Source organism: Geothrix edaphica, assembly GCF_030268045.1.
In the GTDB taxonomy this organism is placed as follows: domain Bacteria; phylum Acidobacteriota; class Holophagae; order Holophagales; family Holophagaceae; genus Geothrix; species Geothrix edaphica.
Genome location: NZ_BSDC01000001.1, coordinates 1241520 through 1265555, shown reverse-complemented (window position 1 = coordinate 1265555; position 24036 = coordinate 1241520). Strand labels below are relative to the sequence as shown.

Here is a 24036-nt window from a genome sequence, read left to right as displayed (position 1 = left end):
GATGGCGAAGAAGAAGCGCGGGTGGGGCGGACGGATCCTGGTGGTCCTGACTTGGCTGGTGGGCCTGTTCCTGGGGCTCAGCCTGGTGCTGGTGCTGGTGTTCCGCTGGGTGCCCGTGCCCGTATCGGCCCTCATGCTGCAGCGCCGGGTGGAATCCTGGTCCAGTGACAAGCCCTACACCTCGCGCCACCGTTGGGTGCCCCTGGAGGACATCTCCCCCAGCCTGGGGGCGGCGGTGATCGCGGCGGAGGACCAGAACTTCCCGGACCACTTCGGCTTCGACTGGCAGGCCATCGAGAAGGCCATCCAGCACAACGAGCACAGCCGCCGGAAGCGCGGGGCCTCCACGGTGTCCCAGCAGACGGCCAAGAACCTCTTCCTCTGGAACACCCGCTCCTGGGTGCGGAAGGGCGCCGAGGCCTGGTTCACGCTGATGATCGAGGTGGGCTGGTCGAAGAAGCGGATCCTGGAGGTCTACCTGAACATCGTGGAATTCGGGGAGGGTGTCTACGGCGCCGAGGCGGCGGCCCGCACCTACTTCGGCAAGCCCGCCAAGCGCCTCACGCCGGGCGAGGCGGCGCTGCTGGCCGCCGTGCTGCCCAACCCCCGCAAGTTCCGCGCGAACGCCCCCAGCGACTACATCCGGGGCCGCCAGGCCTGGATCCTGGGCCAGATGCGCCAGCTGGGCGGCGAGCAGCTGGTGAAGGAGATGGAGGCGAAGGTCTTCTAGCTGCGCCCTAGTGCCAGATCAGGTCCCCTTCGCGAGGGCTGTGGCGCAGGTCCGCGGCGCCGGCCTGGACGCAGAGGGCCGGGCCCTGGTCGAAGCGCTGGGCCAGGCCCGCGGGGAGGCCGGGCCGGGCCGCCACGCCCACCCAGCCGTCGCGGCCGGAGCGCTTGGCGGCGTAGAGACAGCGGTCCGCCACGCGCACCTGGTCCTCCCAGGAGGCGGCCTCCAGGTGATCCGACTGGAAGGGAAAGAGCGAGAAGCCGATGGAGCAGGTGATGGTCACGGGCTGCCCGAGGCCCAGGTCGAAGGGATGCTCGCGGATGGCCTGGTGGAGGCGGGCCACCACCGTGGCAGCGCCGTCCAGGTCGGAGGTGTGGCCCACGAACAGGATCTCCTCGCCGCCCCACCGGATGAGGAAGTCGGACTCGCGGGCTTCCCGCCGGAGGATGTCCGACACCTGCTTCAGGGCCAGATCGCCCGCAGCATGGCTCCAGGTGTCGTTCACGCGCTTGAAGTGGTCGAGATCGATCATGGCGAAGACGAGGCAGGCCTCGCTGGGGTGGTGGTCCGTGGCTAGGTGGTCGCGCTGGGCGCGCAGGACCAGGGCGACGACCGGGGGCAGCTCCTCCTCGAGGTAGCGCCGGTTCCGCAGGCCCGTGAGCGGGTCCGTGGTGGAGATGGTCGCGAGGGCCAGGTTGCTCAGCTCCAGGGCCTCGGTGCGCTGGTAGACGAGGACCTTCAGTTCCTCGTTCCGCTTCTCCAGGAGGCGCAGCCGCCAGCGGAAGACGCCCGTACCCGCGCACACGGCCAGGCCGGCCCAGACGGGCCAGGCCCACCAGCGCAGCCACCACGGGTGCAGGACGCGGAAGGTGGCCGAGGCGATGGGCCCGGCGCCGCCATCCTCGATGAGGGCACGAACCTCCAGGCGGTAGGTCCCCGGGGAGAGGGCCGAGTAGCGTAGGTCGCGGGTGCCGACCTCCACCCAGTCGTCATCCAGGCCGCCCAAGCGGGACTGGAAGCGGATCCTGCCCTCGTGCTCGAAGGTGAGGGATGTGAACTGGGCGGTGAGGGTCCGGTCGCCGTAGGGCACGGCGCCCAGGTTCGCCGAGCCGGTGAAGGGGTGCTCCCACTGGCGGGACCCCAGGCGGATGGAGACGAAGCGGGTCTCCGGCAGGCGCTGGGCCCGCGGGCCCTGCTCGGGGCGGTGGTGGAGGAGGCCCGCCGTGGAGCCGAACCAGACGCCGCCATCCCCATCCACCCAGGTGGAGAAGGGATTGCAGTCGGTACTGGTGAGGCCATCTTCCCGCCGGAAGAGCCGGTGCTCCTGGCCAGCCACCCACTGGACGCCCCGGGGACCGCCCACCCACAGGCGCCCCGCCGCATCCGCCGCCAGGCTGTAGACCGAATCGCTGGCCAGGCCGTCCCGGCGGGTCCAGTGGCGCACGACCTTGGGCGCGTCGCCCCGCAGGTCCACCAGCGTGAGGCCCAGGGGCTCCCGGTAGGCCAGCCAGGCGGTGCCGTCCGGAAGGGGGGCCAGGGCCGCGAGCGGAGCGGGATGGAGGCCGATCTCCTGGCCCCAGAGCCGCCAGCGGCCCTGGTTCAGGCGGGCCAGACCCCGTTCCGTGGCGGCCCAGAGCCGGCCCCGGCCATCCTCGTGCAGGGCCGTGATGGCCTCCCTGGCGGCGGGACCGGGCAGCTCCGCCCGGTGGAACTCGGGGCGGCCGCCGGGATCCGAGACCCGCCAGAGCCCCTCGCGGGTGGTGCCCACCCACAGGTCGCCCGTGCGGTCGAAGGTCAGCACCACGGGCACCGCCAAGCTCCGGGAGGGCGGCAGGGGGATGCGCGTCAGCCGGCCGCGGTCGGGGCTGATGCGGATGAGGAACGGATGCTCACCGGCGCCCCAGATGGAGCCGTCGGGCCCCTCTTTGAGGGTGTAGAGCACCAGTCCCGCGGCGGCGGGGAAGGGCGCCAGGCCCCGGGGATCCAGACAGGCGAGCCCGCCGCTGGTGCCGGCCCACAGCACGCCGGAATGATCCCGCAGCAGGCCCCAGATGCTGTCCGCAGGCAGGCCGTCCAGCCGCGTGAAGTTCTCCCAGGCCCCGTCGCCCTGGAGCCGGTGCAGGCCCAGGCTGGCCACCCAGAGGTTGCCGGAGCGGTCCACGAAGGCCTGGTTGGCCCAGCCCGCGGGCAGCCCACGGCGCTCGTCCAGGAGCCGCCAGGACCGGTCCGTGAGGTGGAGCAGCCCCTTGGCCGTGGGGACGAACACGCCGGCGTCGCCGTCCGCAGCGAGGGATTCCTCGTAGACGCTCACGGCCACGGAGGGGAGGCCCAGGGCGGGCACGCTCAGCCGCGCGCCCCCGGGCGCGAGCACGCGGAGCTGGCTGGGCGTGCGCACCCACAGGGCGCCGGAGCGGAGTGCGAGCAGGGCCTTCACAGGCTCCGTCGGCACGCCCTCCCGGGTGGCCCAGGTGCGCCAGGATCCGTTCCCGTCCTGGTGGTGGAGGGCGGCGTTGCCCCCCACCCAGAGACCATCGCCGTCCGGGGCCAGGGCGTAGGCCGGACCGCCGGGCCAGCCGTGGACGGCCGTGAAATGCGGACCGCCGTCGGGGCTCATGAAGAGACCGGATTCGGCCGCGACCCAGAGGCGGCCCCGGACGTCCCGGAAGAGGCGGTGGATCTGCGCCGAGCCGAGGGGATCGCCGGCCTCCAGGGTCCGCGCCCGTCCGTCCTTCAGCAGGCAGAGGCCCGCCCGGGTGCCGATCCACAGGCTGCCGTCATCGTTGGGCCAGAAGGACCGGACCCAGGCGGAGGGCAGGCCCTCCGGCAGACTCCACAGCCGGAAGCCCGTGCCGTCGAAGCGGTAGGCACCACCCTCGGTGCCGATCCACATGAAGCCCTCGGCATCCTGCGCCAGCGTGGTGATGCTGGTGTGCTCCAGGCCTTCGGAGGGCCCGTAGCTCCGGAAGACCATGCGCCCGGAGCCGGGGATGCCCGCAGCACTGCCCCCCTGCCCGAGGCAGGCCATCAGGAGGAACAGGAAGAGGCGGAAGAGGGAGCGCATGGGCCGGTCAGATTCCATCCTATCGGATGTTCGACCTCGGATCTTTCCTATTGGATCGGAGGACGGGGATTCTTCCATGGGGCTGACAAGATGAGGGACCTGGATCACGGATTCCCGACCTGCGGGGTTTCTGCGCGGGAGCGCGGTATAGAATGGGCCAACTTCCAGGAGGATCCCATGAAGCCCCCCGTTCGCGTGGCCGTCACCGGCGCTGCCGGTCAGATCGGATACAGCCTGCTCTTCCGCATCGCCAGCGGCGCGATGCTGGGCGAAGACCAGCCTGTGATCCTCCAGCTGCTGGAGATCACGCCGGCCCTGAAGGCGCTGAACGGCGTGGTGATGGAGCTCAAGGACTGTGCCTTCCCGCTGCTGGCGGGCGTGGTCACCTCCGACGATCCCAAGGTGGCCTTCAAGGATGCGGACTACGCCCTGCTGGTGGGCGCCCTGCCGCGCAAGGCCGGCATGGAGCGCAGCGACCTGCTGAATGCCAACGGCGGCATCTTCAAGCCCCAGGGCGAGGCCCTGAGCGAAGTGGCCAGCCGCAACGTGAAGGTGCTCGTGGTGGGCAACCCCGCCAACACCAACGCCCTGATCGCGCTGTCCAACGCGCCCAAGCTGAAGCCCAGCCAGTTCCACGCCATGGTGCGCCTGGACCACAACCGCGCCATCTCCCAGCTGGCCGAGAAGACCGGCAAGCCCGTCACCGCCATCCAGAAGATGACCATCTGGGGCAACCACAGCACCACCCAGTTCCCCGACCTCTACCACGCCACCGTGGACGGCAAGAACGCCTACGAGCTGGTGAATGACCACGCCTGGTACGAGACCACCTTCATCCCCACCGTGGCCAAGCGCGGCGCCGCCATCATCGAGGCCCGTGGGCTCAGCAGCGCCGCCAGCGCCGCCAATGCCGCCATCGCCCACATGCGCTCCTGGGCGCTCGGCACCGCCGAGGGCGACTGGACCAGCATGGCCTTCCCTTCTGACGGCAGCTACGGCGTGCCCGAGGGTCTGGTCTACGGCTTCCCCGTCACCGTGAAGAACGGCCAGGTGGAGATCGTGAAGGGCCTGGAGATCAACGCCTTCAGCCGCGCCAAGATGGACGCCACCGCCAAGGAGCTCGAAGAAGAGCGCCAGGCAGTGAAGGACCTGGGCCTGGTCAAGTAGAAAGCCCGGTTACCGGAAACCATTACCAGAAGCGCAGGGGGAGCGATCCCCCTGCGCTTTTTTACAATGGCAGGCCGCCCCCCCGGAACCTATCCTTGGCCTGAGCCGGAGGTGGACCATGATCGAACAGGTCGAACGGCGCAAGAAGGCCTGGAGCCGGATCGTCGGGGTGGAGCGTCGGGCCGCGCCCCTGCACGACCTGGCCGGACGTCCGTTGCCGGATCCGACCAGGCTGGAAGACGAGGAATTCGCCGCCACGCAGGCCGAACTCGCCGCGGCGAAGAAGAAGGCCTCCGAGCATCATGATCGGTGGAGCAATCCCGACCTGTTCGACTGACCGGTGCGTGTCTTGACAGGTAGGGAGGCGATGGGGGAAAGTGGCGGGGCCTTGAGGCTCCTGCATGTCCCGAGTCGCATTCACAACTAACCTCCAGCGCCATGTGGCGTGCCCGCCCTGCACGGTGACGGGCGCCACGGTGCAGGAGAGCCTGGAGGCGGCCTTCGCCCTCTATCCCAGGCTACGGGGCTACGTGCTGGACGAGCACGGCGCCCTGAGGTTCCACATGGCCGTCTTCGTCGACGGCGTCCCCATCGCCGATCGCCGGGGGCTCAGCGACCCCGTGTCCGCCGCCAGCGAGATCTACGTCATGCAGGCCCTGTCCGGAGGTTGATGATGTCCGACCAGCTGCTCGTCTCCACCCGCAAGGGGCTCTTCTCCGCCCGCCGCACGGCCCGGGGCGTCTGGGACCTCGACTCGGTGTCCTTTCTGGGGGACAACGTCTCCCTCGCAATGCAGGATCCCCGCGACGGCGCCTGGTACGCGGCCCTGGACCACGGCCACTTCGGGGCCAAGCTGCACCGCTCCCGCGACCGCGGCGCCACCTGGGAGGAGATCGGCGTGCCCGCCTATCCCACGCCGCCCGAGGGGCATGTGGAGAAGGACTTTCTCGGGCGCGAGATCCCGTGGCGCCTGATGCGCTTCTGGTGCCTGACGCCGGGCCTCGCCTCGCAGCCGGGCCTGCTCTGGGCTGGCACCCTGCCGGGTGGCCTCTTCTGGAGCGAGGACAGCGGCGCCACCTGGACCATGGTGGAAGCCCTCTGGAACATGCCGGAACGCCGCAAGTGGGCCGGCGGCGGCGCCGATGTCCCCGGCATCCATTCCATCTGCGTGGATCCTCGCGACGGCAACCGCGTGGTGGTGGCCGTCTCCAGCGGCGGCGTGTGGCACACCACGGATTGCGGGCAGACCTGGACCGCCCACACCAAGGGCATGCGGGCCGATTACGCGCCACCGGAGCTGGTGGAGGCGCCGGAATCGCAGGATCCCCACCGCATGGTGCAGTGCCCTGCGGCGCCGGACGTCTGGTGGATCCAGCATCACAACGGCATCTTCCGCAGCACCGACGATGCCATGACCTGGAGGGAGATCACCGATGTGAAGCCCTCGGTCTTCGGCTTCCCCGTGGTGGTGCATCCGAAGGATCCGGACACGGCCTGGTTCGTGCCGGCCATCAAGGACGAGCGCCGCATTCCCGCGGAAGGACGGGTGGTGGTGAACCGCACCCGCGACGGCGGCCGCACCTTCGAGACCCTGCACAAGGGGCTGCCGCAAGCCTGGGCCTATGACCTGGTCTACCGCCACGCGCTGGATCTCGACGCCTCCGGCGAGCGCCTGGCCTTCGGTTCCACCACGGGCTCCGTGTGGATCAGCGAGAACGCCGGCGACGACTGGACCACCCTCGCCGAGCACCTTCCTCCGGTGCATGCCGTGCTCTTCGTGTAGAGGCCGGTTAGCATGGGGATTCGGTGCGGCGGACCCGCCGCCCCTGCCAAGAGTCTGGAGAATCCATGGCCCGTACGGTTCGCACCCTGGCTGCCCTGCTGTTCGGCGGCACTCTACTGATGGCGCAGCTGCCCAATCCCCTGGGCCTGCCCGATCCCCTGGGCCTCTCCAAGAAGCCCGCGCCAGCGCCGGCGCCGCGGCAGGAGGGCCGCCGTGTGGAACCCAGGCGCGGCAATCGAGGCAAGCACAAGGGCCAGGAGAAGCACCAGGAGAAGCGCGAGGAGAAGCGCGAGGGCAAGGGCCACGGCAAGCACTAGGAGCAGGGGCCGGATGGGCTCGCGCGGAGAGCGCGTGGTCCCGCCTCTGGCCGCGGATCCGACATGAGCGGTGTGCGGATCATCTTCCAGGGGGACCGGCTGTGGCTCTCCTCCGCGCCGGCGCTGCCGGAAGTGGAGGCGGAGCTCCGCCTGCGCCTGCCGGAGGGGCACCTGGCGCTGAAGGTGGCTGAGGACCACCCGCTGCCCGAAGGGGTGGAGGCGCTGAGCCTGCGCGAGGCCTTCCCTCGCATGGACCCGGAGGACTGGGCCCGGGCGGGTCGCGCCTACCAGTGGCTGGAGTGGGCGGCGGCGCATCGCTTCTGCGGCACCTGCGCCACGGCCCTGGAGCCCTGCGAGGGGCCCGAGGCAGGACATGGCCGCCGCTGCCCGGCCTGCGGGCGGACGGTGTTCCCCTCGAATGCCATGGCCATCATCGTACTCATTCAGCGCGGGGAGGGCCCGGACCGGGATCTGGCCCTGGCGCGCTCGCCCCACTTCAAGCCCGGTGTGTACAGTGCCATCGCGGGCTTCACGGAGCCCGGGGAATCCCTGGAGCAGGCCGTCCACCGGGAGGTGGCCGAGGAGCTGGGCATCCGCGTCCACCGCCTGCGCTACTTCGGCAGCCAGCCCTGGCCCTTCCCCAATGGCCTCATGGTGGCCTTCGTGGCCGACCATCTGGATGGCGACCTGCGGCCCGATCCCGGAGAGATCGAAGACGCCCGCTGGTTCCGCCTCGACGCCCTGCCGCAGCTGCCCAGCGCCCTCAGCATCGCCAGGTGGATGCTGGATGCGGCTGTGGCAGAAGGTGCGGTCGGGCGGCTTCCGGGGGCTTGAAGAAATGTAGATAAGCGGAGGAAAGCGGAAGGGCCGAGGAGAGCGGAGGAAATTCTTATCTTCCTCCGCTCTCCTCCGTTCCTCTGCTGTCCTCCGCTTACATCAGCCCTTCTTCTTGATGTTCTAGCTGCATCCCGTGGTCGCCCCGCAGGTCTGGCACTTCATGCAGGCGCCGTTGCGGACGAGGGTGAGGTGGCCGCACTCGGGGCAGGGGTCGCCGGTGTAGCCCTTCTCGCGGGCGACCTGGGCGGCGCTGACGGCGGTCCGGGCGCCGACGGTGACGGGTTGCAGCACGGGCTGGAGTTCCTGCTCGTGGGCGGCAGCGCCGGCGGCGGCACCGGCCTCGGGGAAGGGCAGGGGCGTGCCTGTGGGCAGGCTGGGCAGGTTGGCGAGGCCGGGGGCCTGGCTGCCGGGACGCAGGCCCGTGGTGGCGCTCACGATCTGATCGGCTTCCACATGGGCCAGGTCGTAGCGGCCCAGGTAGCTGATGGCCAGCTCCCGGAACACGAAGTCGATGAGGCTGGTGCTCAGCTTGATGGTGTCGCTGCCGGAGACCATGCCGCCGGGCTCGAAGCGGGTGAACAGGAAGGCATCGCAGAACTCTTCCAGGGGCACGCCGTGCTGGAGGCCCATGCTCACGGCGATGGCGAAGCAGTTGAGCACGGCGCGGAAGGCGGCACCCTCCTTGTGGATGTCGAGGAAGATCTCGCCGAGGCTGCCGTCCTCGTATTCGCCCGTGCGGAGGTAGAGCTTGGTGCCGCCGATGGTGGCCGCCTGGGTGTAGCCGCCGCGCCGGTTGGGCAGGCGCCGGCGATAGGTCCGCACGAGCTGCTGCGTGAGGGCCTGGGCCAGCACGGGGGTCTTCTCGGCGTGGGTGGCCTGGTCGTCCATCAGCGTATCGGCGCCGTCCAGCAGATCGAGGCTGGTGGACATGGCCTGGCTCATCTTGGAGCCGTCGCGGTAGAGCGCCACGGCCTTGAGCATGAGCTGCCAGCTGGCCTCGTAGATGCGGCCGATCTCCTCCACGGTGGCTTCCGCGGGCAGGTTGATGGTCTTGCTGATGGCGCCGCTGAGGAAGGGCTGGGCGGCGCCCATCATGCGCAGGTGGCCCAGGGGGGCGATGTAGCGGCGGCCCGTGCGGCCGCAGCGGTTGGCGCAGTCGAAGATGGGCAGGTGCTCGTCCTTGAGGTGGGGCGCGCCCTCCACGGTCATGGTGCCGCTCAGGGCCAGGAGGAAGGTCTCCACCTGCTCGGCGCTGAAGTCCTTCTTCAGGCGCTCGACATCCATGGCGTAGGCGGGATCGAAGGCCGTGGGGAGCTTCTGTTCCACGGCGGCGATCTCCTCCTCGGCCCAGCCTGCGCCCTTCAGCATGCTGCGCGTGATGCCGGGGGTCTCGTCGGTGATCTGGAGCCAGCCCACCACGTGGCGCTCGATCTCCTGGATCTGGGTGGGCGCGTAGCCCAGGCGGGCCAGGGCCTCGGGGATGGCGCGGTTCACCAGCTTGAAGTAGCCGCCGCCGGCCAGCTTCTTGAACTTCACCAGGGCGAAGTCGGGCTCGACGCCGGTGGTGTCGCAATCCATGAGGAGGCCGATGGTGCCCGTGGGCGCCAGCACCGTCACCTGGGCGTTGCGGTAGCCCCACTGCTCGCCGTAGGTGAGGGCGGTGTCCCAGCTCTCGCGGGCAGCCTCGACGATGCGCTTGGGCACGCCCGTGCCGGTGAGGCCCTGGGGGCGGATGGAGAGCTGCTCGTACTCGGAGCCCGGCGCGTGGTAGGCGGCGCGGCGGTGGTTGCGGATGACGCGCAGCATGTGGGCGGCGTTCTTCTCGTAGCTGGGGAACGGCCCCAGCTCGCGGGCCATCTCGGCGCTGGCGGCATAGGCATCGCCCGTGAGGATGGCGGTCAGGGCCGCGCACCACTGAGTGCCCTCGGGGCTGTCGTAGGGGATGCCCATGCGCATGAGCATGGCGCCCAGGTTGGCGTAGCCGAGGCCCAGGGTGCGGAAGTCGTAGCTGCGCTGCGCGATGGCTTCGCTGGGGAACTGGGCCATGAGCACGCTGATCTCGAGGACCACGGTCCAGAGGCGGATGGCGTGGCGGTAGCCCACCAGGTCGAAGCCGCCGTCATCGGTGAGGAAGGTGCACAGGTTCAGGGATGCCAGGTTGCAGGCGGTGTCGTCCAGGAACATGTACTCGGAGCAGGGGTTGCTCGCGTTGATGAGGCCATCCTCGGGGCAGGTGTGCCAGTCGTTGATGGTGGTGTTGAACTGGATGCCGGGATCGGCGCAGGCCCAGGCGGCGCGGTTCACCTTCTCCCAGAGATCCTTGGCGCGCAGCTTCTTGCTGGTCTTGCCGTCGATGCGGCGCTTCAGCTCCCAGTCGCCGTCGATCTCCATGGCGCGCATGAAGGCATCGGGCACGCGCACGGAGTTGTTGGAGTTCATGCCGCCCACGGTGAGGTAGCCCTCGCCGTCCCAGGAGGTGTCGTAGCCCGCGAGATCCCGGGCGAAATCGCCATCGGCCAGGCGGCCCAGGCACTGGGTGAGGAAGGCCGTGGGCACGCCCTCCCGCTTGGCGCGGGCCAGAGCCTTGCGGAGGGCCTCGTTGGTCGCGGGATCGGCGTCCTTGCTGGTGGAGCCTTCCACGGTCTGGCAGACGGCATCCCAGTGGCGGCGCAGCATGGCGCTGCCGGCGGCCAGCATGGCGACCTTGCGCTCCTCGGTCACCTTCCAGTCGATGAAGGCCTCGATGTCGGGGTGGTCGAGATCAAGGCAGACCATCTTGGCGGCCCGGCGGGTGGTGCCGCCACTCTTGATGGCGCCCGCGGCGCGGTCGCCCACGGCCAGGAAGCTCATGAGACCCGAGCTGCGGCCGCCGCCGGAGAGGGGCTCCTCAGAGCCGCGCACCCTGGAGAAGTTGGTGCCGGTGCCGGAGCCGTACTTGAAGATGCGGGCCTCGCGGGTCCACAGGTCCATGATGCCGCCCTCGTTCACGAGGTCGTCGGCCACGCTCTGGATGAAGCAGGCATGGGGCTGGGGGCGCTCGTAGGCGGAGGTGGACTTCATCATCTCGCCGGTCTTCGGATCCACGTAGCTGTGGCCCTGGGCCGGTCCGGAGATGCCGTAGGCGAAGTGCAGGCCCGTGTTGAACCACTGGGGCGAGTTGGGCGCGCACATCTGGTCGGTGAGCATGTAGGTGAGCTCGTCGTAGAAGGCCTGGCCGTCGTCCGTGGTGTCGAAGTAGCCATGGGTCTCGCCCCAGTGGCGCCAGCAGCCCGCCAGGCGGTGGAACACCTGCCGCGCGTCCTTCTCTCCGCCGTTCTGGGCGTCGATGCCCTTCCGGCGGAAGTACTTCTGGGCCAGGATGTCCACGGCCACCTGGGACCAGGCCTCCGGCACCATCACGTCTTTGGCCTCGAAGACCACGGTGCCATCGAGCTTGGAGATCCGGCTCGTCCGAGGGACGAAGCGGAAACCTTCCAGGGGGTCGTGACCTGCCTTGGTGAAATGGCGGGCGATCTTCATGGGGGCTGTCCTGGGTAGGGGGGGGTGGAGAAGGGCGTTCAAACAGGCAAGGCGCGACCGGCAAGGCGCACGAAGCTCTCCCTTACAGGAAGGGCGCTTGATGGGAAACCTCTAGGGGTTGTGCCGGGAGAAAAGGATGGCCCCAACATGTAGGGGTGTCAAGGGCCCAGCACCGGATTTTTCCAGCAATTAAAAACCTCCATGAAATCCGTCACTTCGAGGGCCGGCGCGCCTCCCCGGGGCCCCCTTCCGCTGGCGCGACCTACCTCTTCCGGACTACCCTGTACCCAAGCCGGGCCCCATGCATCGGGGTGCGATGAACCGGGTCAGATCGGAAGAAGCAGCCCTAAGTCGTTCCCCCGAGTGCCGTGGTAAGCCCGGCCCTTTTGCGCCAAAGGCGCAAAAGGGCCGGGCTTACCATCGCGCAGGCTACGCCTGAGCGAATCGGCACTGGCATATGCTCCCAGTGGGTCCCCGCTCCGCAGAACCCCCCAGGCTCTGCTCCGAGACCCACTTAGGTCGCGCACATGGCCAGCCCGGCCTTCGGTTCCGGCAATCGCAAGGGTATTGAAAAAAAGGTGGCTTAGCTCTTGTTTGTTCTTATCTCGGATTCCGAGCCGGCGCGACACACCGTGTACAGCGGACACCCCGCGCAGGTGCTGCGTTTCCGCACGCCGGGGCAGTCACCCAGGATGCCCAGGTGGCTGAGGGCGAAGTCGTAGCGCAGGGGGTCGGCGGGGTCCAGGAGGCGCAGGGCCTCGGTGATCTCCCGGGCCATCTTGCCGTCCGGTGTGGCCCGGCGGCTGAGGCCGATGAAGCGGGAGACGCGGGCCACGTGGGTGTCGAGGGGGATGATGAGCTGATCCACGGGGTAGCGGGTCCAGAGGCCCAGGTCGGGCCAACTTGGGCGTGCCATCCAGCGCAGGAACATGCGCCAGCGCTTGCAGGCGGCGCCTTCGCGGGGATCAGGTAGGGAGAAGCGGGAGCCGTACGAGGCCGGGAGCTCCGCCCGCAGGCGCTGGACCAGCCGCGAGAGCGCGGCATCGGAATCTCCGTCGGGGCCGGGCAGGAGGTGGGCTTCGAGGCCCGCCCTGCTTTCCCCGTCCAGCCGCCTCCAGGCCAGGAGCCAGGCCGCAAGATCATCGGCCGTGTGGAACCGCCAGGCCCAGTTGCCCAGGGCCTGGGCCAGGTGCTGCTGGATGGCGGATTCGGAGCGCTCCCGCAGCCAGTCGGCAGGGTGGGCGCCAAGCGGGGCCAGGGCGCCGCGGACGGCCCGGATCATGGGATCCACCCGACCATAGGCGAGGTGGGCCGCCACGAACGCGGCCACCTCCCGGTCCAGGGGCGACTCATAGGCCAATGGCACGGAGAGGGGATCCTTCGCCAGCGCCCCGGCCGTGTCGTACCGGACGCAAAGGCTGTCCAGGCGGGCCTTCAGGGTGGCGGCGGAGGTTCCCATGGGGCCCAGTGTCCCAGGCGGGGTGGGGGTGGCGGCAAAAAACCGCACCACGTGTCTAAAATCACTATGTAAGCAAAGGTGTTGCCGTTATTCTGGTCAGCGGTGGCCCGTGGCCCCAATGGGAGTAGCAACCGCACATGATGAACCTGCGTGGCCTTGGAAACCTGGCGAAGATCCTGGAAGAAGCAGCAAAGCCCGATTCCGTATTGCGTGAAGACCGCGAGAAGCCCAAGCCCAAGGTTCTCAAGAAGGGTGAGAAGGCCGGGAACACCCGGACCATCGATCCCAAGCGGAAGGTCTGGTACGAGAAGCGCCTGAAGGAGGTCACGGCCAAGGCTGCCGCCTCCGAGAATGCCGCCTCCGGCCCCGTCAGCGCCCCGCTGGTGCCCGCCGCGCCGGCCCTGGCCAAGAGCGTGGCCTCCAAGGTGGGCGGCTCCCTGCTGCAGACCCTGGCCGCCGCCAAGGATGCCAAGCCCAAGGTCGAGGGGCAGAAGCGCTCCGAAGCCTGGCGCCGCAAGCCCGGCGAATCGATCTTCTAGCGAACGGCTTCCTTTCAATCAGGCCCCGGCGGAAACCGGGGCCTGGATTTTGTACTTCCGGCCGATCCAGGTGGCGGCGAGGGGGCGCTCGAAGCGCCCGTTCCGGAGGTCCCCCAGGGTGAGGAGGGCCAGGTCGAGGACCGGGGTGCCGCCGCCCAGGGTGCCGTCGGCCAGGCGGGCCTCGAGGTCGGTGCGGACGAAGGCGCGGAGGCCCCCGGGCAGGCGGGCGAGCACATCCTGGGAGTCCTGCAGGCCCAGGCCGAGGCGCTCGGAGAGCTGACGCACGCCCCGCAGCATGCCGTCGATGGCGCAGCCTGACGGGTTGGAGGCCAGGGTGGGCTCCGCGATGGCCAGGATGCGATCCTCCAGGAGGGTCCAGGATCCGCGGTACTCGACCCCCTTGTGGCGCCACCGGCCGAGCAGGGCATCCACCTCCGGAGCGAGGCGACCGGCTTCCACGGGCCGGTCAAAGGCCACGAGCCAGAGCCGGGCGTCATCAGGCAGGGCGGCGAAGGCAGTCAGGGGGGCGGACTCGGGCATGGCGGACTCCAATTGTCAGGACAGTCTATGGGATGCCGGGGCCTCCAGCGTCATGCCGAGGACGGGTTTCCGTGACGAAAGTTCCGCCAAGTCTCGCGTAAGGTGGAGGGTGATGCGAGATACGGCGATCCTGCTCCTGAACCTCGGCGGTCCGGTGAACCTGGACCAGGTCGAACCCTTCCTTGCGGCACTGTTCGGCGATCGGGACCTGATCCGGCTGCCGGGTCCGGCTTGGCTGCAGCCCCCCTTCGCCCGTCTCATCGCGCGCCTTCGGGCTCCCGGGGCAAAGGGCCGCTACGCGCAGATCGGCGGCGGGTCGCCCCTGCTCCGCGAGAGTGCCTTCCAGGCCGCGGCGCTGCGGGCCTCTCTGCGGGCCGCCGGGCGTCTCGAACCCGTGAAGCTCTGCTTCCGGTACGCTGCGCCCCGGGCCGAAGGCCTGCTGAAGGCCCTGAAGCGCCAGGGCATCACGAAGCTGGTGCCGGTGACGCTCTATCCCCACGATTGCCAGGCCACCACGGGCTCCAGCCTGAGGGAGCTGGCCGTGGAGGCCGCGAAGGCGGGCATGGAGATCCTGCCGGGCGTGGACCACTACGCCACGGATCCCGACTACCTGGATGCGCTGGAGAGGCCGCTCCGCGCCGCGCTGAAGGACCTGCCTGAGGCCACCGTGATCTTCAGCGCGCACAGCCTGCCCGTGCGCCAGATCGAGGCCGGCGATCCCTACGAGAAGGAGATCCACGCCACCCGGGAGGCGCTGATCGCCCGCATCGGACCCATCCCCGGTGGCTACCTCCAGGCCTATCAGAGCCGCACCGGCCCTGTGCGCTGGCTGGAGCCGCCGCTGAAGTCGGTATTGGAATCCATGGGCGGCAAGGACGTCATCGTCGTGCCCATGAGCTTCGTGAGCGAGCACATCGAGACCCTGCACGAACTGGATATCGAGTACCGGCACGTGGCCGACCAGGCGGGTATCCGAACCTACCGCCGCGTGGCCGCCCCGGGCATCGACCCCGCCTACATCCGCTGCCTCGTGCGGCGCGTCCTGGAGATCCTCCCATGAGCACCCTGATCCTCGGCGGCGGCGTGACTGGCCTGGCGGCCGCCTGGCACCTGCAAAGGAAGGGCGAGACCGTTGAAGTGTGGGAGGCCGGCGCGAGCGTGGGCGGCTGGATGAAGACCCTGCCCTGGGAGGGCGGCCACTTCGAGACCGGTCCCCAGGGCGTGCTGTGGCAGAAGGGCACGGCGGTGGACCGCCTGTTCAGCGCCATCGAGCTGCCCTTCAAGTCCCCGGGCACCGGCGCCCGCTGGGTGGGGAAGGGCGGGCGGCTCATCCCCGTGCCCGCCTCGCCGGTGGGGCTGATGACTTCGCCGCTGATGCCCCTGGGCGCCAAGCTGCGGATGATCCTGGAGCCCTTCCAGCCCGTGCGCGATGCCGAACCGGAGGAGGGCCTGTCCGCTTTCATCACACGGCGCCTGGGCAAGGGCGTGGCGACGGAGCTGCTGCCGTCCATGATCGCGGGCGTCCTGGCGGCGCCGGCGGAGATCCTGTCCGTGGACGCCATCCCCAAGCTGCGCCAGTGGGAGGCCACCGGCAGTCTGGTGAACGGCATCCGCAAGGGCGGAGTGAGCCACATGGTGGTGCCCGAGGGCGGCATGGGGCAGCTGCCCATCCGCCTGGCCTCGAAGCTCGGCGCGGTGCGCGCGGGCCTGCGGGCGGAGCGGATGGAGGCGCTTCCCGATGGCCGCTGGCGCGTGAGCGGCGGCGGCGAAGTGCGCGAGGCGGACCGCGTGGTGCTGGCGCTCCCGGCCTACGAAGCGGCGATCCTGCTCGGACCGGTAGCGCAGCAGAGCGCCGAGGCCCTGGCGGCCATCCCGTACACCTCCGTGGACCTCTGGCACAGCCGCCACGCGCCGCTGCCGGCCCTGAAGGACAGCTTCGGCTTCCTCATCCACCCGCCTGAGGGGAACGGCTACCTCGGCTCCCTTGTGCCGTCCTGGATGGATCCCCAGAGCGCGCCGGCAGGTCTCATGCAGCTCCGCAGCTTCATCGGCGGCGCCTTCGGCAAGCCCGCGGACCTGGAGGCCTGGGAGGGCATCTACGCCCGCCTGAAGCACTGGATTCCCGCGCTCGAAGCCCCCGCCGCCGTGCGGCACGAGCGCGCGGAGCGCGCCATCCCGCGACCGGAGCTGGGCCACCGGGCCCGGGTGAAGGCCGCCGTGGAGGGCCTGCCCGCCGGTGTGGACTGGCTCAGCAACGCCCGCTTCGGACCGGGCGTGCGCGACATCCTGGAGGGCCTGGAGACCTGGGTTTCCTGAGCCTGCTTTCACCCTGAGGCTGGTAGCATGGCCTGGAATTTCCAGGAGCTGGCCATGAAGACAAGCCTTATTCTGCTAGCCATTCCGGCGACATTGCAGACACTGGTCGCCCAGGAGGCGCCGGCTCCCAAGCGGCCCTGGTCGGACAAGGCGGCCCTGAGCTACGTGGCCGTGGGCGGAAACGCATCCAGCCAGAGCCTGGGCTTCACCAACGAGTACAAATACACCTGGGCCGATGCCACCTTCGCCTTCAACGTGGGGGGCGTACGGGTGGCCACCACCACCATCGACCGTAGCGCCCTGGGGGCGAGCCTGGCCACGGCCACGGTCCAGGAGACCCGCACCAGCAAGACCAGCACCGAGACCTACTACGCGAACCTCCGCTATGACCACAACATCACTGAGCGGCTCCTGTGGTTCGGTTCCGCCGGGTGGGAGCGGAACATCCCAGCGGGCCTGGAAGCGCGATACGTGGGACTGGCTGGCCTCGGGTACTGGTGGATCAAGGAGGATCGCGCCAAGTTCTTCACGGATGCCGGCGTGGGCTATACCAAGGAGACCCTGGTGTTCCGGCCCGTGGGCACGGAGGACGGGTTCGCCACCTTCCGGCTCGGCGCCAAATTCGAGAAGAAGATCTTCGCCGCCTCGGCCTTCGCTTCGGAGTTGAACCTCTCGGACAGCTTCAAGGACACCCAGAACTACCTGGCGGTTTGGCGGAACGGCTTCACCACGAACCTGTCCTCGCGGCTGGCCCTGAAGGTCGGCTACGACGTGACCTACAAGAACAAGCCCGCGTCCATAGGGGTGGATGTCGTGCAGACGCCCGTCGCCACGCCACCCGTAATCCTGGGCCAGGTGCCCTTCCAGCTGAAGAAGACCGACACCGTGTTCACCACCTCTCTGGTGATCAGCTTCTGATCCTGGTGACACCCAGCACCGACAGGCGCAGAATGGGGCCACCTTTTCAGGAGCCTGCCATGCGCGCCAGCCTGTTCCTCCCTCTCCTCGCCTCTGCGGCGCTCTTCGCCCAGGCGCCAGCGCCGAAGGCCGAGCCCAAGCCCGCGGCGAAGGCGGAAGCCAAGGTCGATGCCAAGGCCAGCGCCGAGGTCAAGGTCGGCACCGGCGTCGAGAAGATGGAACTCCAGGGCGAGTCCACCTCGTTCAAAGTGGCCGCCGGCACGAAGATCTACGCCTGGACCAAGGTAGCCGGCGCTGCTGACAGCTCCATCACGGTGGTGTTCAGCAAGGGCGACCGCACCTCCAAGATGGAGCTGAAGGTTCCGCGCTCTCCCTACCGCACCAACGCCTACCGCACCTTCCGCAAGGGCGACGAGGGCAGCTGGTCGGTGAAGGTCCTGGCCGCTGACGGCGCCGAGCTGGGCAAGGCCGACTTCACGGTCGAATTCGAGTAGGGACTGCCACACGGCTCCAGTCTTCAAAGAGGCGGTACCTCGCAGGGGCACCGTTCTCTTGGCTGGGAGGGTCTGCGTCTGCCACCGGGGATCGAGGGCGCCCTCTGCGGGCACTTCGATCACCGGTGGCCATACCGTGTCCCCTTGGTTCATCCTGGGGGCCACCCAGCGGTTCTCCATCCCAAGGTGAAACCATGAAAATCTTCGAGCATCATCCCCACCCGCACATCGAAACTCGGAAGAAACGTGCCCCCAAGCCCAAGCCGCTCCCTGAGGGGCGCCTGGCCCGTTTCAACGCGCTCCTGGGAGAGAAGATCACCAAGGGAGTGGGCACCATGTGGTGCGCCTACGCCTTCGCCCTGATCGCCCTCATCAGCCTGCCGGAAGCCATCCACACCGGGAAAGGCGCGCTCATCTCCTGGATCGCGCAGACCTTCCTGCAGCTGGTCCTGCTGTCCATCATCATGGTCGGCCAGAAGGTCGAGGGCGCGGCAGCGGATACCAGGGCCGACGACACCTATAACGATGCCGAGGCCATTCTTCACGAGGCGCTCGAGATCCAGAAGCACCTTGAGGCGCAGGATGCCCTGCTGCAGAAACTCATCGAGACCCATCGGAAGGATGCCAAGCCGTGATGGGGGCTCCCGTGATCGAAAACAGCCACGGGAGGGCTTGACGAAACGAATAAAAGGCGAAAACTGATGGCATGACGCCCCTGCCACTGCCCTCAGATCCACCGCTGCTCTTCCAGGGCCTGCTCGTGGAACCCGAGGAGGCCCGGTCCATCCTGCGGCCCCAGAAGGACGAGCGCTACGGATTCGGGTTCGCCCTCAGCCCCTACCGGGGCTGCAGCCACGGGTGCCGCTACTGCTACGTCCGCGAGTATCCCAATGCCCTGCACAGGGCCGAGGAGTGGGGCAACTGGGTGACGCCCAAGCTGAACGCCCCAGAGCTGCTCTGGTCCCAGCGGCACCGGCTCCATGGGGAGCGGGTCTTCATGGCCTCGGCCACGGATCCCTACCAGCCCCTGGAGCGGCAGTACCGCCTGAGCCGCCGCTGCCTGGAGGTGCTGCTGCTCTGTCCCACGACCGAGGTGATCGTCCACACCCGGTCGCCCCTGGTGCTCCAGGACCTCGACCTGCTGCGGGCCTTTGGCGATCGCCTGACGGTCGGCCTGTCGATCCCCACCGATGACGACACCGTGCGCCAGACCGTGGAGCCGCATGCCCCGGCCATCCCCAGCCGCTGGGCCGCGGTGGAGCGGCTGGCGGCGGCGGGCATCGGGGTGACGGTGGCCGTGACGCCCCTGATGGCCGTGCATGACGCCCAGGCCTTCGCCCGCCGGGCCAGGGCCAGCGGCGCGTCGGGCGCCTGGGTGGGCGGCCTCCGCCTCCTGAAGCAGGACCCCTTCTACAAGGTGCTGGCGGATCATGGCTGGCTGAAGGTGCTCGATCCCACCTACGCCGAGGGCATCCGCCAAGCCTTCCGGGAGGCCTTCCCGACCCGCCGCCGGGTCCGGGAACGGCCGGTGAAGCCTCCGCCGCTCCCGCCGCCGCCCATCCGGCAACCGGGACTGTTCGACCGGGTGGGCTAGGGTCTGTTTTCAAAGTGGGGTGTGGCCGCGCAAGGGGCGCCGCCCAAGCGAGGCCAGGAAAGCGACGAAGGCGATAGCGGCACTATCGACGCGGAGCTTGACGCAGCATCGCGCCGGGCGCCGCCCCTTGCCCTCCGGGACGTCGCCCAGCCGCACCCCTGGCTGCGTTGGCGACCTCGAACGATGGACCGCATCGCCCTTCGGTCACCGCCTGGCCATGCGCGCGGCTGGACGACGTCGCGGCTCGCATCCACGTTGAAAACAGACCCTAGGCCTCCTGGGCCAGGCGCCTGGCGACGGCCACGGGCACGAAGGGGGCGAAGGCGGCCAGCGCCGCGGGCCAGTCCTCGAGCAGAGTCGTGGCGGTGCGGCTGCCGGTTTCGGCGGCGTGGGCTTCGACCAGGCCGCGGAACAGGGTCTCCTCCTCGGCCCGCCAGGGGATGGCGGCGAGGTAGTCGCGGTTCACCTGGTCACCGCGCTCCCGGCGGAGGAACAGGCAGCCGCCGGTCATGCCCGCGCCGGCATTGGTGAGGACTGGACCAAGGATGGCCACCGCCCCGCGGGTCATGTACTCGCAGGCGTGGTGGCCCGCACCTTCAACCACGGCCGAGGCACCGCTGTTGCGGACGGCGAAGCGGTCCCCGGCCAGGCCTAGGACCAGCAGCGTGCCGCCCGTGGCGCCGTAGAGGGCCCCGTTCCCCAGGATGGCGTTCGTCTCCGCGGTGTAGGTGGCCTCGGGATGGGGCACGAGGACCGTCCGTCCGCCAGACATGGACTTGCAGACGGAGTCGTTGGCCTCGCCCTGGAGGCGGACGTCCAGCCCTTCGGTGAGGAAGGCGCCGAAGCCCTGCCCCGCGCTGCCCGTGAAGTCGAGACGCAGCGTCCCGCGCACCGCCGGGTCCTCGCCCCGCAGGCGGTGCTCGCGCACCTGACGGGCGATGGCGCCCGAGAGGGTGGCCAGGATCCCCCGGTCCCCGGTCGTGATGGTGTAGGCGCGATGGTGGCTGCCGCCGTCATCCAGGAAGGGCTCTGCGTCCGCCAGGATCTGCTGGTTCAGGGGAGCTACGCCTTCCTGGTTGAAGGGCACGGGGTTCGAACCGATGCCCTGGGGGCGGGGATCGAGGAAGCCGGCCAGGTCCAGCTTGCGGTCGCGCACGAAGGCCGCGTGATCCGGCGCCACCTGGAGCAGGTCCACCCGGTCCTGCAGGTCGGCGAGGGAGGCCACGCCCAGGGCGGCGAGGTGGCGGCGCACATCCCCGGCCAGATGCGCGAGCATACGCTGGATGGCCTCAGGGCTGCCCGAGTAGCGGGCCTTGAACTTCGGATCGTGGGTGGCGATGCCCGCGGGGCAGGTGTTCTTCTCGCAGATCCGGGCCATCATGCAGCCCTCGGCCACCAGCAGCAGCTTGCCGAACTCGAAGCCCTCGGCGCCCAGGATGGCCGCGGTCACCAGGTCCTTGCCCGTGAGGAGGCCGCCGTCCACGCGCAGCTCCACCTGCTCGCGCATCTGGTTCTCGCGCAGCGCCTGGTGGGCCTCGATGAGCCCGAACTCCCAGGGCAGGCCCGCATGTTTCATGGAGCCGAGCGTGGCCGCGCCGGTGCCGCCGTCGCCCCCGGCAATGTAGATGATGTCCGCGCCGGCCTTGGCCACGCCCACGGCGATGGTGCCGATGCCCGTGCCGGAGACCAGCTTCACGCTGATTTTCGCCCCTGGGTGGACCTGGCGCAGCTCGTGGATGAGCTCCTTGAGGTCCTCGATGCTGTAGATGTCGTGGAGGGGCGGCGGCGAAATCAGGTCCACGTCCGGCAGGGAGAACCGGGCCTTCGCGATGGTGGCGTCCACCTTCACGCGCATGAGCTGGCCGCCCTCGCCGGGCTTGGCGCCCTGGGCCACCTTGATCTGGATCTCCTCGCCCGAGATCAGGTACTCGGCCGTCACGCCGAAGCGGGCCGAGGCCACCTGCTTGGTGGAGGCGGTGATGCCGTCCGTCCAGTAGAAGGGGTTCTCGCCGCCCTCGCCGCTATTGCTGCGGCCGCCTACGGCCTCCATGGCCAGGATGAGGTCGCGCTGGCTCTCGGCGCTGACGGCTCCGAAGGACATGGCGCCAGCGCCGAACCGCTGGCAGATGGCGGAGACATCCTCCACCGCGTCCAGGGGCAGGGGGGTCGGGGCGGTCCGGAAGGCCAGCAGATGGCGCGGATTGATGGGTTCGTCCGCCTTCAGCGAGGCGAGGTACTCCTGGTAGAGGGCCTGGGCCTCAGACGAATCCGGCTCCAGCGCCACGAGACGGTGCAGCAGGCGGGACCGCGAGGAGGTGAGCCCGTGGTGCTCGCCCTCGCCCGCCCGGGGCGATTCACGGAACTGGTGCGTGTGCAGCAGCCGGTCCATGAAGCCGGCCTGGGCCGCGAGGCCGGTTTTCCGCAGCACGTCGCCGGCCAGTTCCTCATAGCCGATGCCGCCCAGGGGGCTGGCGTGGCCCGGGAAGAAGGTCTCCATCAGCTCGGGCCCCAGGCCCACGGCCGTGAAGAGCTTGGCGCTCATGTAGCTCTGCACCACCGAGATGCCGCACTTGGCCATGATCTTGAGGAGGCCGGATTCCAGCGCATTGACGAAGTTCCGCTCCCGCTGGTCCGGGCTCATGGCGCTGAAGGTGGGGTGCTCGTCCTGACGGGCGATCTCCAGGGCCAGATAGGGGCAGACCGCCGAGGCGCCGAAGCTGATGAGGGCCGCCAGGTGGTGGGAGGTGCGGGCCTCCCCGGTGTGCATGACGATGGAGGCGTTCAACCGCAGGCCCGATTCGTTGAGCGTGTGGACCACGGCGCGCAGCGCGATGAGGCCCGGGATGGGGGGCCGCTCCACGCTGGCCTCCCGGTCGCTGAGGATGATGACGCTGGTGCCCTGCTCGACGGCCTCCCGCACATCCGAGGCCAGCTGCTCGACGGCGGCGTGGAAGCCGGCCACGCCATCGTCGCGCCGGAAGACCATGGGGAAGGTGCGGGGGATGATGTGAGACTCGGAGGGTCGCAGGCTCTGCATCCGCTCCAAGAAGCGCATCTGTCCCAGGTCCAGGATGGGCCGTGGCAGCTCCAGCGCCTCGTTCAGGGGCAGCAGGTCCTTGGGGAAGAAGATGTTCGGCGCGCGGCCCAGGAACACCCGCAGGTCCGTGATGTTGCCCTCGCGGATGTAGTCCAGGGGCGGGTTCGTGACCTGGGCGAAGTGCTGATAGAAGTAGTCGAAGAAGGGGCGGGGCTCGGAGGAGAAGACGTTGGGCCGGGCTGTGTCGCCCATGGAGCCGATGGCCTCCTTGCCGGTGGCGGCCATGGGATAGAGGATCTTCTCCAGCTCCTCGCGGGAGCAGGTGAAGAGGGTCTTCTTGAACACGCTCACCGGCCCGGTGGCCTCGGCGCCGGGCAGTGACCCGATGGGCCGGGTCCGGGCGTCGAAGGTGGCATCGCGGTGCTCGCGCGAGCGGCCCGGATCGCGGAAGTGGACCCGTCCCGTGCCCAGGTCCAGCGTGACGCCGGTGCCGGCGTAGAGGATGCCCTTGCGGCACACGGCGGCCTCGTCCAGCGGGAAGGAACCGGCCTCGGAGGCCAGGTAGAAGCGGTCTTCCGTCATGGCCCACCGGGCCGGGCGGAAGCCGTTGCGATCCAGACGGGCGCCCACGCTGCTCCCATCGGAGTAGACCAGGAAGGCCGGCCCGTCCCAGGGCTCCATGGCGCGGCTCCAGAACGTGTAGAAGGCGCTCTGCCCCTCGGCGGGAGGCATCATGATCGCCAGGATGTCCTCCATGTGGGGGATGCTGCTGCGGTAGTGCAGGCCCTCCGCGATCTCGTTCAGGCTGCCGGAATCGCTGATGGAGCCGTGGGTCACCAGTTGGTCGGGCTTGAGCCCGATGGACATCTCCCGGGAGACGGCCCGGGAGCGGTTGCCGGCGATGGTGTTGATCTCGCCGTTGTGGGCGATGAGGCGGAAGGGCTGGGCCTTGTCCCAGGAGGTGCGCGTGTTGGTGCTGAACCGCCGGTGGATCATGGCGAACCGGGTGACAAACCGCGGGTCGCGCAGGTCCAGGTAGAAGCGATCGAGATCGGCGGCGCGGGTGAGGGCCTTGTAGACGATGGTGCGGGCCGACAGCGAGGCGAAGAAGACCTCGTTCTGGATGCCCTGTTCCACCAGCTTGGTGCGGAGCACCTGCTTGGCCGAATAGAGCAGCTTGTCGAAGGAGGCGTCCGTGCGGCACTGGGCGGGGCGGCGCAGGACCGCCTGGCGCATGGTGGGCAGGGAGCGTCGCGCCTCGTCGCCCAGCACGGCGGGATCCACGGGGGGCTCCCGGTAGGCCAGCACGTTCAGATCGAAGAAGGCGAAGGTGGACTCGAAGATCTCCAGGGACCGGCGGAGCCGGTCGGCGTCCTGGGGCAGGAAGAGGCTGGCCACAGCGATGTCGCCAGACCGATGGCCGAACATTTCGAAGGGGATGTCGGCCATGACGCCAGCGCCATCGCTGCTGATCTGGTCCGCCGCGCAGCCGCCGCGATGTTCCACGCATTTCAGCGCGTGAAGGGCGTCCTCCAGGATGTCCCGGCTGGCCACACCCGTCCGGCTGGCGATGAAGCCGACCCCGCAGGCACTGTGCTCAGATCGCGATCCCTCAAGCATGGCTTTCCCTTCTGGGATCAAGCCATGCTAACGAGAATCACGGAATCTTTGGCTTTGAAACGGCGTATGGGGTTATCAGGCGCGCTTATAGCCCCTGACTATCGCAGG

19 protein-coding genes and 1 other RNA gene are annotated in these 24036 nt (G+C 69.3%); 15 read left to right on the top strand and 5 right to left on the bottom strand.

Going from position 1 to position 24036, the window contains the following annotated elements; all coding sequences use genetic code 11:
• Window position 1 precedes the first annotated feature (1 nt).
• A complete protein-coding gene (gene mtgA, locus QSJ30_RS05690; protein ID WP_285607311.1) occupies window positions 2-730 on the top strand; it encodes a monofunctional biosynthetic peptidoglycan transglycosylase in 729 nt (242 codons plus the stop codon).
• Between the two features lie 7 nt (window positions 731-737).
• Here mtgA and QSJ30_RS05685 read toward each other — a convergent pair whose 3' ends face one another.
• The gene (locus QSJ30_RS05685; RefSeq protein ID WP_285607309.1) at window positions 738-3788 is read right to left on the bottom strand and encodes a ligand-binding sensor domain-containing protein; all 3051 of its coding nucleotides are present in this window, start codon (window positions 3786-3788) and stop codon (window positions 738-740) included.
• Between the two features lie 177 nt (window positions 3789-3965).
• Between QSJ30_RS05685 and QSJ30_RS05680 the strand changes: the two genes are divergently transcribed.
• The 6 genes from QSJ30_RS05680 to nudC all read left to right on the top strand — a co-directional run bounded on the left by QSJ30_RS05680 (window position 3966) and on the right by nudC (window position 7889).
• A complete protein-coding gene (locus QSJ30_RS05680; protein WP_285607307.1) occupies window positions 3966-4955 on the top strand; it encodes a malate dehydrogenase in 990 nt (329 codons plus the stop codon).
• Window positions 4956-5073: 118 nt separating this feature from the next.
• Complete coding sequence (locus QSJ30_RS05675) at window positions 5074-5292, top strand: hypothetical protein (RefSeq protein ID WP_285607305.1); 219 nt, start codon at window positions 5074-5076, stop codon at window positions 5290-5292.
• 64 nt (window positions 5293-5356) lie between these two features.
• On the top strand, window positions 5357-5626 hold the full coding sequence (locus tag QSJ30_RS05670; RefSeq protein ID WP_285607302.1) for a MoaD/ThiS family protein: 270 nt from the start codon (window positions 5357-5359) through the stop codon (window positions 5624-5626).
• 2 nt (window positions 5627-5628) lie between these two features.
• Window positions 5629-6738, top strand: a complete 1110-nt coding sequence (locus QSJ30_RS05665; protein WP_285607301.1) for a sialidase family protein — start codon at window positions 5629-5631, stop codon at window positions 6736-6738.
• A gap of 65 nt (window positions 6739-6803) precedes the next feature.
• Window positions 6804-7055, top strand: coding sequence for a hypothetical protein (locus QSJ30_RS05660; protein ID WP_285607299.1), 252 nt, complete (start codon window positions 6804-6806; stop codon window positions 7053-7055).
• A 63-nt stretch (window positions 7056-7118) separates the two neighbouring features.
• Entirely contained in the window at window positions 7119-7889 is a 771-nt protein-coding gene (gene nudC, locus QSJ30_RS05655) for an NAD(+) diphosphatase (RefSeq protein ID WP_285607295.1), read from the top strand.
• 123 nt (window positions 7890-8012) lie between these two features.
• Here the strand turns inward: nudC and QSJ30_RS05650 are convergent, their stop codons facing one another.
• Window positions 8013-11411, bottom strand: a complete 3399-nt coding sequence (locus QSJ30_RS05650) for an adenosylcobalamin-dependent ribonucleoside-diphosphate reductase (protein WP_285607293.1) — start codon at window positions 11409-11411, stop codon at window positions 8013-8015.
• Window positions 11412-11701: 290 nt separating this feature from the next.
• On the opposite strand from QSJ30_RS05650, the gene ffs reads away from it, so the two are divergent.
• Window positions 11702-11797, top strand: an RNA gene (gene ffs, locus QSJ30_RS05645) — signal recognition particle sRNA small type.
• 197 nt (window positions 11798-11994) lie between these two features.
• On the opposite strand, the gene QSJ30_RS05640 is transcribed toward ffs, so the two are convergent.
• Window positions 11995-12870, bottom strand: a complete 876-nt coding sequence (locus QSJ30_RS05640; protein ID WP_285607291.1) for a TIGR02757 family protein — start codon at window positions 12868-12870, stop codon at window positions 11995-11997.
• A gap of 137 nt (window positions 12871-13007) precedes the next feature.
• Here QSJ30_RS05640 and QSJ30_RS05635 point away from each other — a divergent pair, with 137 nt between their 5' ends.
• Entirely contained in the window at window positions 13008-13409 is a 402-nt protein-coding gene (locus tag QSJ30_RS05635) for a hypothetical protein (protein WP_285607289.1), read from the top strand.
• 18 nt (window positions 13410-13427) lie between these two features.
• On the opposite strand, the gene QSJ30_RS05630 is transcribed toward QSJ30_RS05635, so the two are convergent.
• Entirely contained in the window at window positions 13428-13949 is a 522-nt protein-coding gene (locus QSJ30_RS05630) for a hypothetical protein (protein ID WP_285607287.1), read from the bottom strand.
• A 112-nt stretch (window positions 13950-14061) separates the two neighbouring features.
• Between QSJ30_RS05630 and hemH the strand changes: the two genes are divergently transcribed.
• From hemH to QSJ30_RS05600, 6 genes are all read left to right on the top strand, one after another.
• Entirely contained in the window at window positions 14062-15009 is a 948-nt protein-coding gene (hemH, locus tag QSJ30_RS05625) for a ferrochelatase (protein WP_285607285.1), read from the top strand.
• The gene (locus tag QSJ30_RS05620; protein ID WP_285607283.1) at window positions 15006-16265 is read left to right on the top strand and encodes a protoporphyrinogen/coproporphyrinogen oxidase; all 1260 of its coding nucleotides are present in this window, start codon (window positions 15006-15008) and stop codon (window positions 16263-16265) included. Before hemH ends, QSJ30_RS05620 begins: the two co-directional genes overlap by 4 nt.
• 54 nt (window positions 16266-16319) lie before the next feature.
• Window positions 16320-17183, top strand: a complete 864-nt coding sequence (locus QSJ30_RS05615; RefSeq protein ID WP_285607282.1) for a DUF481 domain-containing protein — start codon at window positions 16320-16322, stop codon at window positions 17181-17183.
• Between the two features lie 59 nt (window positions 17184-17242).
• On the top strand, window positions 17243-17677 hold the full coding sequence (locus tag QSJ30_RS05610; protein WP_285607280.1) for a DUF2914 domain-containing protein: 435 nt from the start codon (window positions 17243-17245) through the stop codon (window positions 17675-17677).
• A 194-nt stretch (window positions 17678-17871) separates the two neighbouring features.
• Window positions 17872-18312 (top strand): hypothetical protein, encoded by a 441-nt coding sequence (locus tag QSJ30_RS05605; protein ID WP_285607278.1) that lies wholly within the window; start codon window positions 17872-17874, stop codon window positions 18310-18312.
• 71 nt (window positions 18313-18383) lie between these two features.
• Entirely contained in the window at window positions 18384-19271 is an 888-nt protein-coding gene (locus QSJ30_RS05600; RefSeq protein WP_285607276.1) for an SPL family radical SAM protein, read from the top strand.
• Between the two features lie 268 nt (window positions 19272-19539).
• Here the strand turns inward: QSJ30_RS05600 and gltB are convergent, their stop codons facing one another.
• Window positions 19540-23928, bottom strand: coding sequence for a glutamate synthase large subunit (gltB, locus tag QSJ30_RS05595; RefSeq protein WP_285607274.1), 4389 nt, complete (start codon window positions 23926-23928; stop codon window positions 19540-19542).
• Window positions 23929-24036 lie beyond the last annotated feature (108 nt).

Coding starts and splice junctions, on each gene's coding strand:
- mtgA (WP_285607311.1), top strand. CDS start 2: ATGGCGAAGAAGAAGCGCGGGTGGGGCGGACGGATCCTGGTGGTCCTG.
- QSJ30_RS05685 (WP_285607309.1), bottom strand. CDS start 3,788: ATGCGCTCCCTCTTCCGCCTCTTCCTGTTCCTCCTGATGGCCTGCCTC.
- QSJ30_RS05680 (WP_285607307.1), top strand. CDS start 3,966: ATGAAGCCCCCCGTTCGCGTGGCCGTCACCGGCGCTGCCGGTCAGATC.
- QSJ30_RS05675 (WP_285607305.1), top strand. CDS start 5,074: ATGATCGAACAGGTCGAACGGCGCAAGAAGGCCTGGAGCCGGATCGTC.
- QSJ30_RS05670 (WP_285607302.1), top strand. CDS start 5,357: ATGTCCCGAGTCGCATTCACAACTAACCTCCAGCGCCATGTGGCGTGC.
- QSJ30_RS05665 (WP_285607301.1), top strand. CDS start 5,629: ATGTCCGACCAGCTGCTCGTCTCCACCCGCAAGGGGCTCTTCTCCGCC.
- QSJ30_RS05660 (WP_285607299.1), top strand. CDS start 6,804: ATGGCCCGTACGGTTCGCACCCTGGCTGCCCTGCTGTTCGGCGGCACT.
- nudC (WP_285607295.1), top strand. CDS start 7,119: ATGAGCGGTGTGCGGATCATCTTCCAGGGGGACCGGCTGTGGCTCTCC.
- QSJ30_RS05650 (WP_285607293.1), bottom strand. CDS start 11,411: ATGAAGATCGCCCGCCATTTCACCAAGGCAGGTCACGACCCCCTGGAA.
- QSJ30_RS05640 (WP_285607291.1), bottom strand. CDS start 12,870: ATGGGAACCTCCGCCGCCACCCTGAAGGCCCGCCTGGACAGCCTTTGC.
- QSJ30_RS05635 (WP_285607289.1), top strand. CDS start 13,008: ATGATGAACCTGCGTGGCCTTGGAAACCTGGCGAAGATCCTGGAAGAA.
- QSJ30_RS05630 (WP_285607287.1), bottom strand. CDS start 13,949: ATGCCCGAGTCCGCCCCCCTGACTGCCTTCGCCGCCCTGCCTGATGAC.
- hemH (WP_285607285.1), top strand. CDS start 14,062: ATGCGAGATACGGCGATCCTGCTCCTGAACCTCGGCGGTCCGGTGAAC.
- QSJ30_RS05620 (WP_285607283.1), top strand. CDS start 15,006: ATGAGCACCCTGATCCTCGGCGGCGGCGTGACTGGCCTGGCGGCCGCC.
- QSJ30_RS05615 (WP_285607282.1), top strand. CDS start 16,320: ATGAAGACAAGCCTTATTCTGCTAGCCATTCCGGCGACATTGCAGACA.
- QSJ30_RS05610 (WP_285607280.1), top strand. CDS start 17,243: ATGCGCGCCAGCCTGTTCCTCCCTCTCCTCGCCTCTGCGGCGCTCTTC.
- QSJ30_RS05605 (WP_285607278.1), top strand. CDS start 17,872: ATGAAAATCTTCGAGCATCATCCCCACCCGCACATCGAAACTCGGAAG.
- QSJ30_RS05600 (WP_285607276.1), top strand. CDS start 18,384: ATGACGCCCCTGCCACTGCCCTCAGATCCACCGCTGCTCTTCCAGGGC.
- gltB (WP_285607274.1), bottom strand. CDS start 23,928: ATGCTTGAGGGATCGCGATCTGAGCACAGTGCCTGCGGGGTCGGCTTC.